The sequence below is a fragment of the Paracidovorax cattleyae genome (genome assembly GCF_900104515.1).
Lineage (GTDB): Bacteria > Pseudomonadota > Gammaproteobacteria > Burkholderiales > Burkholderiaceae_C > Paracidovorax > Paracidovorax cattleyae.
The window spans coordinates 14,447-32,308 of the sequence record NZ_FNJL01000044.1; the positions used below are offsets into that span (position 1 = coordinate 14,447).

A 17,862-nucleotide genomic window follows, 5' to 3' on the forward strand; every position below is an offset into this window, starting at 1 on the left:
TTTAGGGACCGCGGTACACACTGCCTCCATCACCTGCCCACCACCGCAACACCGCAACACCGAAAGGAAACACCGTGAACAAGAAAACCCTCGTGACGATCGCGCTCTCCGCCGCAGCCGCCACCGCCCTGCCCTCCATGGCCTGGGCCCTGAGCGCCGCCGAGGCCGTCGATGTGATGGCCCGCAACCAGTACGTCGCGCCGCACGACCTGCAGAAGCAGTATGGCTACTGGACGGCCAGCGCCGTCTCCAGCGACGGCGCCCGCGCCACCGTGCTGGTGAAGGATGCCGACGGCAGTTTCACCGCCGTGCGCAGGATCGACATCGGCGGCGCCCTGCCCGGGGTGGAGCAGGTGACGCAGCGGCTGCGCGCCACCGGCTACGCCACCGTTTATGACGTGGAGCTGGACGACGGCTTCTGGGAAGCGAAGGCGCGCCAGTCCACCCTGCAGGGCGAGAAGGTGGAGTTCGTGCTGCACCCCGCCACGCTGGAGGTGCTGAGCCAGGTCGGACGCAGCGGCGGCACGCTCAACGGCCAGCCGGTGCCGGGCGCGGACCAGGTCCGGCAGGCCCTGCAGGTGGCGGGATACACCCGCATCGGCGACATCGACTACGACGACGGCTTCTGGGAAGCCGAGGCCACCAACGCCGCCAACCAGCCGGTGGAACTGCGCATCGAGCCCACCACCGGCAAGGTGCTGCGCGAGAAGCTGGACGACTGACGGATGCAGCAGGGCGGTGACGCCCTCGTTGTCTACTTCGACAGGTCGAGCGCGTACTTCGACGTGCCCTTGCCCGAGCCGTCGTCGGCAGCCAGCACGGAGATGTTGGCGAGGCCTGCAGCCTGCGCCACGGACAGGGCATTGGCGCCGGAGCTGAATACCACCGGGCCGGCGGTCTTCACCTTCGTGAAGCGCCAGCTCCTGGCGCTGCCGTTGGCCGTGCGCGTCACGGACGGGTTCCTGCGGATGTAGTCGATCACCACGTCGCGGTTCGCGTCGGGCGACGCCCAGATCGTGCCGGAGCCGTCCAGCTTGTCGATGAAGCTCTTGCCGCTGGTCGCGCGGTAGTTGTTCGTGGCGATCACGAACTCCTGCGCCGGGTCGATCGCCTGGCCCCTGTAGGTCAGGTTTTTGATGCGGCTGCCGACGGCCTGGGTGACGTCGATCTCATATTGCACATCGGCCGTGGTGAACATGTCGAAGTTGTAGCCCGGGAAGGTGCTGATCAGCGCCTGCTCGGATGTCCTGGCCGGGTCGATCTGGTTGAAGCGCCTGGCGGCGGCCTCCAGCCAGTTCTTGATGTCGGCTCCGTTCACCTTCACCGCATACACGGTGTTCGGGTAGAGGTACAGGTCGGCCGCGTTGAAGATCGCGAGCGGGCCCACGGCCACGTCGGTGTAGTCGGCACCGCCCTGGAAGCCGGACTTGAAGGGCGCGCTCACCGACAGTACCGGCAGGCTCTTGTATTGCTGCAGGTTGGCCTGGATGTAGGCCGACACGTAGGCCTGCTGCGCCTGGTTCACGATCTGGATCGCGCCCGGATCGCCCACGTCGGCGAACAGCGTGCCCATGCGGAAGTCGGTGCTGCCGATGGGCGTCTTCACATAGCCGATGGTGGCCTGGTGCTGCGTTTCGACCAGCGGCGCGATGCTGCTGTCGGCATCCACGAACACGGCCTTGCCCGCGGCGTCCTTGCCGGTCTGGATGTTGCGCAGCTCGCTCTTCGATGCGCTCTTGTCAACGGTCCAGGCCTTGCCGTCCCACTTCAGCGCGAGGCGGACGACGCCCAGGGCCTTGCCCCAGGAACTGGCCATGACGGCGGGTACGCCATTGATGGTGCCGGCCTTGTTGTCCACGCCCGCCTGGGTGAAGGCCGGCGTGGCCGCCGTGTCGGGGAACACGCTGTGCTGGTGGCCCATCACCATCGCGTCGATGCCCGACACCCTGGACAGGTACAGGCCCGGGTTCTCCATGGTGGAGGAATAGGCGCCGGCATCCAGGCCCCCATGCAGCAGCGCCACGACCACGTCGGCGCCCTTGGCGCGCAGCTCCGGCACGTACCTGGTGGCGGATTCCACGGCGCCTTCCGTGTACACCTTGCCGTCCAGGTAGCGCTTGTCCCAGTTCATGATGCCCGGCGTGGTGAAGCCGATCACGCCGACCTTGATCGGCAGCTTCACTTCCTTGCCGTCGGTGTCGGTGGCCACCACCGTCTTTTCGATCAGCGTGTAGGGCTGGATCAGCGGCTGGCGGGTCTTGCTGCTGTACACGTTGGCCAGCACCGTGGGGTAGCCCGCGCCGGCGCACTTCACGCTCCCATCCACGCCATCGACCTGCATGCCGCCGCCCAGCACCTGGTTCAGGAACGGCAGGCCGTAGTTGAACTCATGGTTGCCCAGCGTGCCCACGTCGAAGCCCAGGGCCCCCATCGCCTTGTACATCGACAGCTGCTGGCTGCACGGAATGGTCTTCACCACGGCTTCGTAGTCGGCCAGGGCCGTGCCCTGGATGGTGTCGCCGTTGTCCACCAGCAGCGTGTTCGCGAATTCCTTGCGGGCCTGGCGCACCAGGGTGGCCGTGCGCTCGAAGCCGTACGACTTATCTTCGGCGAGCTTGAAGTAGTCATAGCTGCGCACGTTGAAGTGCAGGTCGGTGGTTTCCAGCACGGCCAGCGTCGCGGTGGCCTGCTTGCTGCTGGAGAGGCTGCCGTCTCCGCCGCCACCGCAGGCGGCCAGGAACAGCGAGGGGATCGCGCACAGGGCGACCAGCGGGAACCGGGGCAGGCGCAGGGCAGCGGAGGGGAAATGTGGAGACATGGGGTGGGATGGGTAACGAAAGAAAGCCGCCAGTGTTGGCCGGCCGTATGACATCGCCATGACTCCATGCCGATGCGGCATGAACCGCCGGCAACTGCAGCCTTCCTCGTCACTACGTTGAACATTTGGATGCAATTGGCTCGACGGTGGGACGCGTTCGCGAGACGAACCGCACCATAATTCGCGCCACAAAAATAACGGCTAGAAACAGTTGACCGCATGACGCAACGCCGCGTAACCATTCAGACACCCTTGGGAGAGGCCCTGCAGTTCCGGCAGCTGCAAGGGGAGGAAGCGCTGTCGGCGCTGTATGGCTTCGAGATCGACCTGCTCTCGAAGGACAAGGGCATCGACCCCAAGGCCCTGCTCGGCCTGGGTGCCACCGTCTCCATCGAGACCGAAGGCCTGGGCCGCCGCTACCTGGACGGCATCGTCACCCGCTTCGGCATGCGCGGGCAGGACACTTCCGCGCAGATCGCCTACCGGCTCACCCTGCAGCCCTGGCTGTGGCTGGCCACGCGCCGAACGGATTTCCGCATCTTCCAGGAAATGGACGTGCCGGCGATCGTCTCGCAGGTGCTCTCGCGCTACGGCCGGTCCTTCGTGCTGCGCCTCACGCGCGGCTACCGCAGCCGGCCCTACACGGTGCAGTACCACGAGAGCGACTACCAGTTCATCGCGCGGCTGTGCGAGTCCGAGGGCATCTACTGGTTCGTGGAGCATGCCAGCGGCAGCCACACGGTGGTCTTCGCCGACGACGTGGTGGCCTCGCACGCGCCGCTGCCGGGCGGGCACGTGATCCCCTTCTACCCGCCGGGCAAGGCGGCGATCGCCGACCGCGAGCACATCTTCGCCTGGCGCATGGGCCAGGGCGTCGCGCCCGGCCGCGCCTACCTGGACGACTACGACTTCACCAAGCCGCGCGCCGATCTTTCCGAGATGCGCCAGTCGCCCCCGGGCCATGCGCACGACGCCTACGAGCGCTACGAATGGCCGGGCGGCTATACCGAGTACGCCGACGGCGAGACCTACACGCGGCTGCACATGGAAGAAGGCATGGCGGCCCGCGAGCGCGCCCACGCCGAGCTCAACAAGCGCAGCATCGCCCCGGGCTACACCATCGTGCTGGAGAACTACCCGCGCGGCGACCAGAACCGGCAGTACCTCGTCACCCGCGTGCACTACCACCTGGAAGAGAACGTGCAGGCCACCCAGGGCACAGGCGGCGCCGGGCAGACGCAGGCCGGCTCGGTGCAGAAATTCAGCATGGAGGTGCACCCCACCTCCGTACCCTACCGCCCCGAAGTGACCACCCCGCGCCCGCGCACCACCGGCCCCCAGACCGCCGTGGTGGTGGGCCCGCCCGGCGAGGAAATCTGGACCGACCAGTACGGCCGCGTGAAAGTGCAGTTCCACTGGGACCGCATCGGCGCGATGAACGAGAACTCCAGTTGCTGGGTGCGCGTCTCCACCAGTTGGGCCGGCCCCGGCTTCGGCGCCGTGTTCACGCCGCGCATCGGCATGGAAGTGATCGTGGAATTCCTGAACGGTGACCCGGACTATCCGATCATCCTGGGCTGCGTCTACAACGCCGCCAACATGCCGCCGTGGGGCCTGCCGGGCAACGCCACGCAGTCGGGCATCAAGACGAAGTCGAGCAAGGGCGGCGCTTTCGGCGACGGGATGAAAAACGGCGCGGGCGATGCGAACGCGATCCGCTTCGAGGACAGGAAAGGCGCGGAGCAGTTATGGCTGCATGCGCAGAAGGACCAGCTTACCGAAGTCGAGAACGATGAGGACAAGTGGGTGGGCAACGACCGGCGCAAGACCATCGACCGGGACGAGACGAACACCATCCACCGGGACCGCACGGAGACGGTGGACCGTGACGAGAAGATCACGGTGCACAACAACCGCACGGAACGGGTGGACCACGACGAGACGATCTCGATCGGTGACAACCGGAAGGAAGATGTCGGCATCGACGAGACAGTCTCGATCGGCAAGAACCGCACGAAGACCATCGGCCGCAACGAGAAGGACAAGATCGGCAACAACTGGTCGATCAAGGTCGGCAAGATGAAGACCGAGACCATCGGCATCGCCTACATGCAGAACGTGGGCGTGGGTCGGATGGAGAACGTGGGCGTGGCCTACAACCTCAACGTGGGCGCAGTCATGGCCACCGTGGTGGGAAGCACGCAGACCACGATGGTCGGCAGCGACCGCAGCGTGAAGGTCGGCTCCAACCAGAGCACGGACGTGGGTACCAAATACACGCTCACGGTGGGCGGTGGCGGTGGTGGCGGGGCGCCTGCCGCGGGAGGCGCCAAGAACATCGTCGCGTCTTCTCCGCAAGGCGGTGGAGGCGGAGGCGGCGGATCGAGCATCACCATGGATGCCGAATCCATCACCCTCAAGGTGGGCGGCAGCACGCTGATCCTGCAGGCCGACGGCACCATCACCGCCAACGGCGAGAGCATCAAGCTCATCGGCGCCAGTGACGTGACCACCAACTCAGGAGGCATCCATGAAAACTGACCTCCGCGTGCTGCGCGCATCCGGCGAAGCCGCCGGCACCGCTTCGGCCCAGCCGCATGCCGGCGCGGCCTTCGGACTCTTTCCTGCCCAGGTGCTGCGCGTGGAGCATGGCGAAGCCGTCATTCTCTGCCACGGTCGCGAATGGCGCGCCGCACTGGCGTCTCAAGTGCCGGGCGTGATCACGGGGCAGTCCGTGCTGGCCGCGCTCCCGGCAGAAGGCCAGGAAGGCACCAGCGGCAACGGTGCAGCACTACCGGCCTTGATCGTGGCCGCCTGGCCGGCTCCGGGAGCGCCGGCCTGCCCGCCATGGCAGTTCGACCGCGACACCGGCAGCCTCGCGCTGGAGGTGGCACAGATCGACCTGGCGGCCGTGGGCCGCGTGGTGCTGCGCTGCGGCGACACCCGGATGCAGTTCGAGAAGGACGGTTCCGTGGAAACGCGCGCCCAGCAGATCACGTCGGCCGCAGTCGAGACGCACCGCATCGAAGGCGGCTCCATCGAGCTCAACTGACCGGTTTGCCGCCCGCCGACAGGCCCGGCGGCTGCCCCTTTTCCGTCATAGGCCCGCGGCCGTGCCGACCAGGGCGCGCCATTGCACTTTCAGACGATGTCCTTTCCTCCATCGATCGCCCCGCCCCCGCTGCCCGGCATGCTGCCGCGGCAGATGGGCATCGCCATCCGCGCCTACGGCCGCCGCGCGGGTCTGCTGCGCGGCGGCCACACGGTCCGTGCCCTCAAGGCCGTGGACCAGCGGCTGGACGCCCTGCTCGCGGTCTGCCGCTACTATGGGCCCGCCTGCCTGCAAGCCGCTGCGGAGGCCGCCGCAGCAGCACCGGCAGAAGACCAGGCTGGCGCGGCCTTGGTGCGAACCATGCTGTCCGAGCACCACGAGCCGGACGCGGGCGCGCGCCTCGCGCTCATCGAAGCACTGCTGGCCGAGCATCCTGAAGCCGTGGGCGATGCCTTGTGGTTCCATGGCCAGCCCGACACCTGTGCTCGGCTGCTCGCTGCCGCCCACCCCGTGCTGCGGGACTGCGGCGTGCAACTGGCCGGCCGGCTGGCCCTGCCGGTGCAGGCCGATGCCGTCTATGCCGCAGCCCGCAACGGCGCCGACCAGGATGCCTGCCTGCTGGCATGCGCCGGCATGGATGCGCTGCCGCCCCGCGCAGAGGAACGCTGGGCCGAAGTGCTGCAGGGCCAGGACCTGTCGCGCCAGGTCACGGCGCTGCGGGCGCTGGCCATCGCCGGCGGGCAGCGGCTGGCACCGGAGGTGCGGAACTACATCACCCGCATCACCGCGCACGACGGCCCGACCGAGCAATCCCATCCGGTCGGCTGGGCACTGGCCACCGATGCGGCCATGGCGCTCTGGGCGGCCCGCGAGCCCGACGCCGCGCTGGACGCGGTGGTGGGCGGACTGCGCGTGCCCAACGACACCGCACTGCGCGTGGTGGCGCTCACCGGCATGGCGCGCGGCCTGCTGCCCGTGCTGGACTTCATTGAACGGCAGGACCGGCCCGTGAGCCCGGCAGAACGCGACGTGCTGCAGCTGGTGTTCGGCCAAGTGCCACCGGAACTGGCCAACACGCAGGGGGCCAGCCCGGAGGCGCGGCAGGGCGCGCTGCGCGCACTCGCCTGCGGCGTGTTCGCCGCCAACGGCTGCACCGGCCTCGCGCCCGAAGACGTCACCTCCTGGGCCGATCCCGCCATGAAGGAGCGGCTCTGGGCGCTGGAGCCGGTGCGCCTGCGCGGTGCCCGCCCGTGGTCGCCGCGCGCCTGCCTGGAGCAGGCCTTCGATGTGGGCCATACCCTGCGGCGCTGGCTGTACACCGAGCATGCACGCTACGGCGCCCGGTGCTTTCCCCTGCAGCCGGAAGACCTGGCCACGCGCCAGATGGCGTCCGTCGAGGCCGTGCAGCTGGTCGCCTCGCTCGAAGACGGCAGCGGCAACCCATGAGCTGCGAGATCCTCAACCACACGCCGTTCCGGGCCCAGACGTTCGTGCACCGGGATGCACGCACTGGCCCCGCCCTGGTGGTCGCCGTGAAAGGCAGCTGGCTGCTGTCCCACACGGAAGGCGCACCTGCGCGCCTCGCCCCTGCGGAGCGGCAGGCGCCCATGTACCGCAGCGGCCTGCAACAGACGCTCGGCAGCCTGCCGCTCGAAGACGCACAGGCCGCCGCCATCCAGGACCGGGCGAGCGAATGCTGGAGCCGCATCGAATCCGAGCATGTGCCCCCGAAGCCCTGCTTCGACCTGTTGCTCCATGCCTGGGCCGTGGCGCCCGGGGGCCAGCCCGTGCGCGCCATGGAGGCCGCCGTCGATATCCTGGCCGGCACGGTGGCCCGCCGCCTGCTGGCCCTGCGCGCCTTCGCGCCCCGGACATGGACCGCCGACTTCGGCGGCCTGGGCCGGCTGCGCGCGGACTGCACGCACACGGCATCGCACATCCCGCTGCTGCGCCCCTTCGCCTTCGGCGGCCAGTGCACCGACCCCGCCACGGGCCGGCACCATGCCATCGAAGCCAACCCGGAAGGCATGGGGTACTACCGCACGGCCGCCGATGCCCGGGGCAGCCCCCTGCCCTGGGTGGAGCTGGCCGACCGGCCGATGCAGGACTGGGACGACCGTCCCGAGCCCGCCGCGCTGGGTCCGGTCCCGCCCCACCACGTGCCGCGCCGCGACCTGCAGGGCACCTTCGACGAGCACTGGCGCGCCACACGCGCACCCGAATTGCCGGACGATTTCGATCCCCGGCACTACAACGCCGCGCCCGAGGCGCTACAACTGCGCGAGCTCCCGCACCCCGGCCATCGCCTGGCGCTGCACGGCATGGACGCGGCAGGCCCGCTCTTCTTCACCTGGCCGGAGATCACGCTGACCGCCCAGGCGGAAACCACCGGCGGCACGCTGCTGCCACCGCAGGAGATGCGCTGGGACACGCTGATGGCGGACACCGGCGACCGGCTCGCCAGCCTGCTCTGGCGCACTGCCATCCCCCTGCCGGCCCGGGAAGACATCGGCCTCGTGCACATCGCCGCCCACGCCCGTTCGCCTTCGGCCGTGCCATTCCACGCCGCCCGACCTTCCGCGCAGCCCGCCTGACGCACGCAGTTCCCATGGTCTCCTCTTCCCCCGCTTCGCCCACCCGCCTCTGGCGCATCGAACACTGCGGCGCCGTCACCTCGGCCGGCACGCGCGCCTGGCAATCGGCCGCCTCCTGGGTGGGCCTGCAGAAGCGGTTCCGCAAGTCCGCCTGGCCTGCCGTCGGCCCGCATCCCATCACCACGGCCCCCTGCCCGGAGATCACGGGCGACGCGACCGGCATCCCGCGCCTGGCGCGCCTGCTGGGCGCCGCGCTGGCCGATCTCGGTGCCAGCTTGCTGGCTGCAGGAAGTTCGGTCCGCTTGCCAGCCCCTGATCAGATGGTCCTGGCCTTGCCTGCATGGATGTCAGACGCAGACTGCGCCGAGGTCTGGCGACTGAGCCTTGCAGAACTGGCACGCTGGGCCGGCCCAGGGGCCGAAGCGCCCTGGACGACGCTGCCCTGCCGCTTCGTGCGCGGCGGCCACACGGCAGGCTTCGCAGGCTTGTACGAACTCCAGGGCAACACGGCACCCGGTGGCACTGCACTGCTCATGGCCGTGGACAGCCTGCTCGACCCGCCGAGGCTGGCCCGTGCCTACGCGGAAGGCGCGCTGCTCACCGACCGCACACCGGAAGGCTGCGTCGCGAGCGAAGCGGCGGCCTGCCTGTGGCTGGCCAGCGTGCCCGATACCCACGCCAGCAGCGAGCGCCACCTCGTGCTGCATGCCCCCGCCCTGGCGGAAAGCAGCAGCCCGCACAGGAGGCCCCCACAGCCCCCCGACACCGGCGCGCTCGAACAGGTGCTGCGCAACGCGCTGGCCCAGGCCGGCTGGCAGGGCGAGCACGTGGGCCATGGCATCTCGGATTTCGATGGCTCCGCATGGCGGGCGCTCGCGCAGGTGACCGCCCGAGTGCGGGCAGCCCCGGACCTGGAACCCACCGACTGGGAGCCTGCTGCCGTTATCGGCCAGGTGGGCGCCGCCACCGGGCCCGTGCATTGGGCCCTGGCCGCCGAGCGTGCATGGCATGACGAGCGCCCGCCGAATTCGGTGCTGTCCTGGGCACTCGACGAGGGCAGCGGCGCTGCGGCGGTGGCGCTGGAACGCACGGTGACGCTACCTGGAAGGCGGGATGTCCATCCGGCAACGGCGAGCGGCGGCGCGGCCGTGGACGCAGTGCGCACCTATTCGTCGCGCTTCCTCCAGCACGGCGATTGACGAGCAGAAAAAGAGACACCGACACGAACAAGAACAGGGAGCCGACCGAGCATGGGAACGCATATCTTCAGCGGGGGCAATGGCGCGATCACCCAGGTCGCCAACGGCTGGACCTTCGATCCGGCCACCCCCGTCAAGCTCAAGACCAGTGGCAAGCCCGGCGTGGCATGGCATGCCAACAACAGCCGCGCCATCGACGTTCCGCTGGGCACCATCCGCGAGCACGGCACGCAGATGGCCAACCGCTACGGCGCCATGGACCAGGGCCAGCACGACCCGGTCAGCGTCATCGTGGGCCTGTTCACCAACGTGCGCGACAAGGTCAACGAGCACGTGACCTACGTGAAGACGGTGGTCTACGAATCGGGCGAGATGGTGGTGAACGGCGTGACCACGCTGACGAACTCCGTCCTCAGCAAGCTCGCGCCCGAGATTCAGCAGACGGTGCGCAACGGGGCGGACGTGCTGGGCGGCATGAAGGTCGAGCACTTCGAGGGCGCGGCCCAGGAGCAGATCGACGAGATCATGGAGATGCTCGAGGACCCGTCTACCTACGGCGGGCTGGCACTGTCGATGGCTGCCACAGCGGCGCAGGGCGTGCCGGTGGTCGGGCAGGTGCTGGGTGGCGCAGTGGTGGCCGACCGCATCGCGACCCTGGGCGAGTCGGGCATCGCGGCGGCCGAAGAGCTGAAATCCATCATGGAGACCTGGAGCTCTCCGATGACGGAGGCCCAGCGGGAAGCGGCCCGCAAGCGCCTCGCCAAATGGATGCTCGGTGCCGGTCTCGCCCTTCTGCTGGCCCTGGCCGGCAAGAAGTTCAAGATGCGCACCCAGAGCAAGGGCAAGAATGATACCCACCCTACCACGGAGCACAGCGACAAGAAGCAGCCCCACGGCAAGGGTCCTTGCGAATCCTGCGCCATCGGCAGCCCCGTGCTCATCTCCAGCGGGCAGAAGCTCATGGACGAGACGGATTTCACGCTGCCCGGCCCCGGCCCGCTGCTGTCCCTGCCCTGGCGCAGGCGCTACCGCTCGGGCCTGGCCGAGGACGGGCCCTTCGGGCGCGGATGGAGCCACCCGGTGGCGCAGCAGTTGCGCCTCTCGGCCGAGGGAATGGTCCTGCTGGACGAGGCCGGACGCCACGTCCCGCTGCCCCTGGTGCCCGAAGGCACCGACTACTTCGACCCCTACGAGAAATTCACCGTGCGCCGCCCTGGCGCCGACCTGTGGATCGTCGAGCACAAGAGCGGCCTGCAGCACCACTTCCGCCGCGAGGCCCCCGAGCAGTGGCGCCTGCCGCTCGCGCGCCTGCAGGACCGCGACGGCAACGCCATCGCGCTGCACTGGGAGCCCATGGAACCCGGCACCGGCGGCGGCACGGCAGAGCCGTTGACCTGGAGCGGCCGCCAGGAGCAAGAACGCCGGGCCCGTGAGGGAGTGGCTGCACGGCCCAGCCCCGATCCGTTCGCCACAGCCTTTCGCCCGCTGCGACTCACCGGCCTGACCGACACGGCCGGCCGCCACCTGCGCCTGGCATGGCAGCGCGCCCCGGCCCCCGCAACGCACGATGCCCTGCAGGGCGAACGCATCGCACGCGTCGAACTCCTCGTGCCCGGCCATGCGCCCATCGAACTCGCGCGCTACGACTACGACGCCCACGGCCAGCTTGTCGCCACCCACCATGGCGCCGCTCCCTACCGCCAGTACGCCTGGCGCTCGGGCGTGCTGGTGGGCTACCGCAAGGCCAGCGGCCACCGCTACTTCGCCCAATACGACCACGAGAGCCCCGAGGGCCGCGTGCTGCGCTCCTGGTGCGCCGACACGCCCGTGCCCGGCCAGGACGACGACCGTTTCGCCTACTTCCCCGCCGAACGCATCACCCGCCACATCGACGGCCTGGGCCGCGTCACCGCCTACCACTGGGACGCGCGTTTCAACATCGTGGCCACCGTCACCGCCGAGGGCACGCCCGAGGCCGTGCGCGAGGAAACACCGTTCGACGCCACGGGCACCCCGCGCGGGCGCATCGATGCGCTGGGCCGGCGCACCGGCCTGCGCACCGACACACGCGGCAACATTGTGCAGGTCACCGATGCGCTGGGCCAGAGCACGCAGTTGCAATACGACCGGCGAGACCTCGTCACCGTGCTGCGCGATGCCATGGGCCATGCATGGCGGCGCGAGTACGACGCCCGCGGCCATCTCGTGCGCTCCATCGACCCCCTGGAACAGGCCACCGGCTACGCCTACGACACGCATGGCCGGCCCGTGGAGATCACCGACGCGCGCGGCGGCACGCAGCGCCTCGCCTGGGACGAGGCCGGCCACCTTGTCGCCACCACCGACTGCTCGGGCCGCACCACACGCTTCGCCTACGGCCCCATGGGACAGGTCATGGAGCGCACCGATGCGCTCGGTCACACCACGCGCTACGCATATGACGGCACCGGCAGGCTCGTGCGCGCGGAAGAGCCCGCCGCGAACGGCGCACCCGCCGTCCACCAATACGCCTGGAACGGAGAAGGCCAGTTGCTGGCCTATTCCGACCCGCTCGGCCAGACCACCCGCTACACCTACGACGGCGCAGGCCGCCCCCTCACGCGCCAGGACGCGGCCGGCCGCACCCTGGCCTACCACTACGACGCAGCCGGCCGGCTCGTATCCCTCGTCAACGAGAACCGTGCGCAGACCACCTTCCGCTACGACCTGCGCGACCAGCTCACCGATGAAATCGGCTTCGACGGCCGCTGGCAGCGCCATGTGTACAACGCGGCGGGTGAGCTCACCCACGTGATCGAAGCAGGAGGCTGCGAGGCGGGCCCGGGCAAGGTCACGCGTTTCGAGCGCGACGCGCTGGGCCGGCTGCTGGCCAAGCGCTCGCACGGGCACGATGCCGTGGAGGAATCCAGCTACCGCTACGACTCGCTGGGACGCCTCACCCAGGCGAACAATGGCGCGGCACATCTCGCCTTTACCTATGACCCGGTGGGACAGCTGCTGTCGGAGACGCAAACGCTGATCGGCCAAGGTGGAGCGGGCATGGGCTGCAACCGCCCCGGCCATCCACTTTCTGACGACATCGTGCATACGCTCTCCCACGCTTACGATCCGTTGGGCAACCGCATCCGCACCGACCTGCCCGACGGGCGCACGCTGAACTGGCTGTTCTACGGCTCTGGCCATCTGCACCAGATCAACATCGCTCCTGCCGACAATCAAGAGGCCCATGAAGTCATCACCGACATCGAACGCGATGCCCTGCACCGCGAAGTAGAGCGCAGCCAAGGCGCCGCCACCAGCCATTACGGGTGGGACCCGGCCGGCCGACTCGTACGCCACCGCGCCAGCCTTCGGAGCAGCGGCAACGTGGCGCCAGCGGCATCCAGCACGGTGCTGGAACGCGCCTACGCCTATGACGCCACGGGCCAGCTCATCGCCCGTGCCGACACCTTGCGCGGCCGACAGGACTTCCGCTACGACCCCACAGGGCGCATACTTGCCGCGCTACCGGCCCAGGGCAGCGCTCTCGCCAGGGAGTTGTTCGCCTTCGATCCCGCGGGCAACCTGCTGGATGCCAGCGAAGCGCAGATACAGCGCCAGCAACCGGGGCAAGCTACGCCCCAGGGCCTCGGAGTGGTCGGTGACAACCGGCTGCGCTTCTACCAGGACCTGCACTACGAGTACGACGTCCATGGCAACGTGACTAAGCGCACGCGCGGCAACCGCAAGGCCGGCCACCACGAAACCATCGAGCTGCGCTGGAACGCCGACCACCAACTGATCGAATCCACCACCACCCGACACGGCGTGACGCAGGCTACCCGCTACGCCTACGATGCGCTTGGTCGCCGCGTGGCCAAGAGCGATCGGTTCGGATCCACGCACTACCTGTGGGATGGCGACTTGATGGTGCACAGCCGGCGCGGCGGGCGCGGATCGCTGTTCATCTATGAGCCAGACAGCTTCGTGCCGCTGGCCACCATCCAGGGCACGGCAGAGGAACAACATACCTACTGGTACCACTGCGACCAGATCGGAGCGCCGCTGGAGTTGACCAATGTACAGGGGCAGATTGCCTGGGCGGTCGATTACAAGACTTGGGGTGAGGCCACGCTCCGGGCCGTTCTGAATACGGCGACTGGAACGCACGGGCTATCCAGCGAAAGGCGCAGAGGTAATGGGTCGGGAATGCCCTGGCACGAAGCCAATGACAAGACAGTTCGTGGCACCGCGCCTCCGCCCATCGAACAGCCCTTCCGGTTTCAGGGGCAGCAATTCGATGAAGAAACGGGGCTGCATTACAACCGATTCAGGTATTATGACCCGGGGGTGGGTAGGTTTGTCAGTGAAGATCCGATCGGATTAATGGGGGGGGATAAATCTCTCGATTTATGCTGTCAACCCTATTATTTGGATTGACCCATGGGGACTACGCTCGAAAAGAAATCGAAAAAAATGCCCGTGCGAAGATCAAAGAACGTGTGAAGAAATTTATAAAGACGCGCTTAGCACATCTATTGGAAAAAAAGAAACGCAAGGTTCTAGGGGTGTGCTTGAGAGGGTCGAGCACCTCCACGAAGACAAACTTGACCTATTCAGAAGAGCAAAATCCGATAGCTTTAAAGGAAAGGGTGGATCACTTGACGGCGTCGGGACATGGGATGGGCATGTCAATGCGGCCCAAGAGGTTCTTGACAATCTAAAGTACGATATTGAAGCCTATGACACAAAAGGTTGCGGGTCGAGCCATAAAAAACTACCCCAGGCAACTAGAGACGCTTCGAGAATTGAAATACCTAAAACTCCTAGAAGATGACATGCCAAGTAATGCAATCGATCTTGCCATATTAATTAGTTTGGAATGCTGTTTTGATGCATTGTTTCCAAATTTTCCAAAAAAAGAGAGGTTTGAGAAAATTTCAATGGCCAGGGATTTTCTGAGCTCCTCAAAAATCTCATTTGAAGAAGTAATTAAAGATCCCAAAAAAGGCCGCCTACTGGAGAATAAAATACGTAACTCCATGTGCAGTAATTTTGACAATGTTGCAAAAAGAACAATTGAAAGATATTTCAAACGACTTGAAAAAGGATTTATTATCTCGATAGAGAAAAATGATCTTTCAGAAAAAATAATAAATGTAGGAAGGCGCATTGAAAGCTTGTCGGATGATTTAATTTATGCAGAGGATATTATCTCTTTGGTTATTGAGATGACCGAAAAATCAAAAACCGACTACTACGAAACGGGAATTCATGATGAAATTATAGGAGCGGCATCCGACCCTAGAGATGAATGGGATAAAAGAATTTTGGAAATACATGATGAAGAATACGATCAGGGCTATATAGAAACTATTGCCCTTAGATTAAAGAATCCATATAAAAATCTTAATTTCCTTTATTCATGGAAGAAAAGCGTAAACGCTAAATCATATGAAATTTTAAGGGATTTTTTAAAAATTAATGTGCTTGGTGAAGATATAGAGGAAATAATACTTCCATATTGAATTCCTGATTTCAGACAGATGCTCGACCGGCCGTCGCCCAAGCGATCGCACGGGCACAAGAGCGTGGTGGAGGCCACTGACAGCTTCTACGCGCTGGGTCCTCTCGCACAGGCGAACAACGGGCATAGCCCTTGGCCTTCACGCATGACGCTGGTGGTCGGTTGCTGCCAAAGACGCAAACACTGATCGGGCAGGGTCCACCTGTCACTGGGACGCGCGGCAACATCGTCCAAATCGTCGATGCGCTGGGGCAGAGCACGCAGTTGCAATACGACCGCCACGACCTCGTCACCGTGCTGCGCGATGCCATGGGCCATGCATGGCGGCGCGAGTACGACGCTCGCGGCCATCTCGTGCGCTCCATCGATCCCCTGGAACAGGCCACCGGCTACGCCTACGACACGCATGGCCGGCCCGTGGAAATCACCGACGTGCGCGGCGGCACACGGCGCCTGGCCTGGGACGAGGCCGGCAACCTTGTCGCCACCACCGACTGCTCGGGCCGCACCACACGCTTTGTCTACGGCCCCATGGGGCAAGTCCTGGAGCGCGCCGATGCGCTCGGCCACACCACGCGCTACGCCTATGACGGCACCGGCAGGCTCGTGCGCGTGGAAGAGCCCGGCACGAACGGCGCACCCGCCGTCCACCAATACGCCTGGAACGGAGAAGGCCAGTTGCTGGCCTACTCCGACCCGCTCGGCCAGGCCACCCGCTACACCTACGATGGCGCGGGTCGCCCCCTCTCCCGTCGGGACGCCGCCGGCCGCACCCTTGCCTACCACTACGACACAGCCGGCCGTCTCGTATCTCTCGTCAACGAGAACGGTGCCCGGACCACCTTCCGCTACGACCTGCGCGACCAGCTCACCGACGAGATCGGCTTCGACGGCCGCTGGCAGCGCTACGTCTACAACGCCGCGGGCGAGCTCACGCACGTGATCGAAACTGGAGGCTGCGATGCCGGCCCCGGCAAGGTCACGCGTTTCGAGCGCGACGCGCTGGGCCGGCTGCTGGCCAAGCGTTCGCACGGGCACGATGCCGTGGAGGAATCCAGCTACCGCTACGACTCGCTGGGACGCCTCACCCAGGCGAACAATGGCGCGGCGCACCTTGCTTTCGCGTATGACCCGGTGGGGCAGTTGCTGTCGGAGACGCAAACGCTGATCGGCCAAGGTGGAGCGGGCATGGGCCGCAACCGCCCCGGCCACCCAGCTTCTGACGACCTCGTGCGCACGCTCTCCCACGCCTACGATCCGCTGGGCAACCGCATCCGCACGGGCCTGCCCGACGGGCGCACGCTGAACTGGCTGTTCTACGGCTCCGGGCACCTGCACCAGATCAACATCGCCCCGGCGGACGGCCAGGGCGCCCACGAAGTCATCACCGACATCGAGCGCGACGCACTGCACCGTGAGATCGAGCGCAGCCAGGGTGCCGCCACCAGCCACTACGGCTGGGATCCGGCGGGCCGACTCGTGCGCCACCGCGCCAGCCTGCGGGGCAGCGGGAATGTGGCGCCAGCGGCATCCGATGCATCGAACGCGGTGCTGGAACGCGCGTACGCCTACGACGCCACGGGCCAGCTCGTCGCCCGCGCCGACACCTTGCGCGGCCGGCAGGACTTCCACTACGACCCCACCGGGCGCATCCTCGCCGCGCTGCCTGCCCAAGGCAGCGCATTAGCCAGGGAGCTGTTCGCCTTCGATCCCGCAGGCAACCTGCTGGACGCCAGCGAAGCGCAGATGCAACGCCAGCAGGCAGGCCAGGGCATACCCCAGCAAGGACTGGGCGTGGTGGGTGACAACCGCTTGCGCTTCTATCAGGACCTGCATTTCGAGTACGACCTGCATGGCAACGTGACGAAGCGCACCCGCGGCAACCGCAAGGCCGGCCACCACGAAACCATCGAACTGCGCTGGAACGCCGACCACCAACTGGTCGAATCCACCACCACCCGACACGGCGTGACGCAGGCCACCCGCTACACCTACGATGCGCTTGGCCGCCGCGTGGCCAAGAGCGACCGGTTCGGCTCGACGCACTACCTGTGGGATGGCGACCTGATGGCGCATAGCCAGCGCGGCGGGCGCGAGGCGCTGTTCATCTACGAGGCCGACAGCTTCGTGCCGATGGCCACTGTCCAGGGTACGGCAGAGGACCGGCATACCTATTGGTACCACTGTGACCAGATCGGGGCGCCGCTGGAGTTGACCGATATGCAGGGGCAGATTGCCTGGGCGGTCGATTACAAGGTGTGGGGAGAGGCGGCGCTGCGGGCCGTGCCGAACTCGGCAACAGGCACGCACGGCATGCCCGAGCAGCGACGCAAGGGACACGGTCCAGAGGGAACCTCTCAAAACCCGGCCACTCCCTTGTTCACCGACAAGACCTGAGCCGTCCTCCTCACCATGATCTCTCCTCGCAGCGCCTTGAAGTTCGATCTGTTTGCCGAGGCGTCGCGCCAGCATAAGAGAGATGAAGTGGGCGATCCGTTGCAGGTAATCGCGCGGCACATCGACTTCGCCGAGCTGGCGCGGCTGGTGGATGCACTCATCGAGCGCGGCGATGGCCGCAAGGGTGGTCGGCCGGCCTATCCCGTCGAGGTGATGGTGCGCATCCTGGTCTTGAAGCGCCTGTACAACCTGTCGGACGAGCAGATGGAATACCAGTTGCTGGACAGGGCGAGCTA

Annotated in this window: 10 protein-coding genes and 1 pseudogene; 10 read left to right on the forward strand and 1 reads right to left on the reverse strand. The window is 66.6% G+C overall.

The window, feature by feature from the left end; genetic code table 11:
• The first annotated feature begins 74 nt into the window (after window positions 1-74).
• Complete coding sequence (locus tag BLR05_RS23635) at window positions 75-722, forward strand: PepSY domain-containing protein (protein ID WP_092839770.1); 648 nt, start codon at window positions 75-77, stop codon at window positions 720-722.
• A gap of 32 nt (window positions 723-754) precedes the next feature.
• Here the strand turns inward: BLR05_RS23635 and BLR05_RS23640 are convergent, their stop codons facing one another.
• Window positions 755-2,818 carry a bifunctional 2',3'-cyclic-nucleotide 2'-phosphodiesterase/3'-nucleotidase gene (locus tag BLR05_RS23640; protein WP_092839773.1) on the reverse strand — a complete coding sequence of 688 codons (2,064 nt, stop codon included), beginning with the start codon at window positions 2,816-2,818 and terminating at the stop codon, window positions 755-757.
• Between the two features lie 219 nt (window positions 2,819-3,037).
• Here BLR05_RS23640 and BLR05_RS23645 point away from each other — a divergent pair, with 219 nt between their 5' ends.
• From BLR05_RS23645 to BLR05_RS26855, 9 genes and pseudogenes are all read left to right on the forward strand, one after another.
• On the forward strand, window positions 3,038-5,359 hold the full coding sequence (locus BLR05_RS23645; protein ID WP_092839775.1) for a type VI secretion system Vgr family protein: 2,322 nt from the start codon (window positions 3,038-3,040) through the stop codon (window positions 5,357-5,359).
• Window positions 5,349-5,870 (forward strand): hypothetical protein, encoded by a 522-nt coding sequence (locus BLR05_RS23650; protein ID WP_092839778.1) that lies wholly within the window; start codon window positions 5,349-5,351, stop codon window positions 5,868-5,870. Before BLR05_RS23645 ends, BLR05_RS23650 begins: the two co-directional genes overlap by 11 nt.
• 96 nt (window positions 5,871-5,966) lie before the next feature.
• Window positions 5,967-7,316, forward strand: a complete 1,350-nt coding sequence (locus tag BLR05_RS23655) for a hypothetical protein (RefSeq protein WP_092839781.1) — start codon at window positions 5,967-5,969, stop codon at window positions 7,314-7,316.
• Complete coding sequence (locus BLR05_RS23660; RefSeq protein WP_092839785.1) at window positions 7,313-8,464, forward strand: DUF2169 family type VI secretion system accessory protein; 1,152 nt, start codon at window positions 7,313-7,315, stop codon at window positions 8,462-8,464. Before BLR05_RS23655 ends, BLR05_RS23660 begins: the two co-directional genes overlap by 4 nt.
• 14 nt (window positions 8,465-8,478) lie before the next feature.
• Window positions 8,479-9,663, forward strand: coding sequence for a hypothetical protein (locus BLR05_RS23665; protein WP_092839788.1), 1,185 nt, complete (start codon window positions 8,479-8,481; stop codon window positions 9,661-9,663).
• Between the two features lie 51 nt (window positions 9,664-9,714).
• Window positions 9,715-14,095, forward strand: a pseudogene (locus tag BLR05_RS23670) (RHS repeat-associated core domain-containing protein); the annotation flags it as partial.
• A gap of 289 nt (window positions 14,096-14,384) precedes the next feature.
• Complete coding sequence (locus tag BLR05_RS26195) at window positions 14,385-15,170, forward strand: hypothetical protein (protein WP_167361334.1); 786 nt, start codon at window positions 14,385-14,387, stop codon at window positions 15,168-15,170.
• Between the two features lie 263 nt (window positions 15,171-15,433).
• Window positions 15,434-17,566, forward strand: a complete 2,133-nt coding sequence (locus BLR05_RS23675; protein ID WP_244160164.1) for an RHS repeat domain-containing protein — start codon at window positions 15,434-15,436, stop codon at window positions 17,564-17,566.
• Between the two features lie 18 nt (window positions 17,567-17,584).
• Window positions 17,585-17,862, forward strand: a 278-nt coding sequence (locus tag BLR05_RS26855; RefSeq protein ID WP_244160165.1) for a transposase, incomplete at its 3' end; no start/stop codon positions are given.

Coding starts and splice junctions, on each gene's coding strand:
- BLR05_RS23645 (WP_092839775.1), top strand. CDS start 3,038: ATGACGCAACGCCGCGTAACCATTCAGACACCCTTGGGAGAGGCCCTG.
- BLR05_RS26195 (WP_167361334.1), top strand. CDS start 14,385: ATGACACAAAAGGTTGCGGGTCGAGCCATAAAAAACTACCCCAGGCAA.
- BLR05_RS23640 (WP_092839773.1), bottom strand. CDS start 2,818: ATGTCTCCACATTTCCCCTCCGCTGCCCTGCGCCTGCCCCGGTTCCCG.
- BLR05_RS23665 (WP_092839788.1), top strand. CDS start 8,479: ATGGTCTCCTCTTCCCCCGCTTCGCCCACCCGCCTCTGGCGCATCGAA.
- BLR05_RS23660 (WP_092839785.1), top strand. CDS start 7,313: ATGAGCTGCGAGATCCTCAACCACACGCCGTTCCGGGCCCAGACGTTC.
- BLR05_RS23650 (WP_092839778.1), top strand. CDS start 5,349: ATGAAAACTGACCTCCGCGTGCTGCGCGCATCCGGCGAAGCCGCCGGC.
- BLR05_RS23655 (WP_092839781.1), top strand. CDS start 5,967: ATGTCCTTTCCTCCATCGATCGCCCCGCCCCCGCTGCCCGGCATGCTG.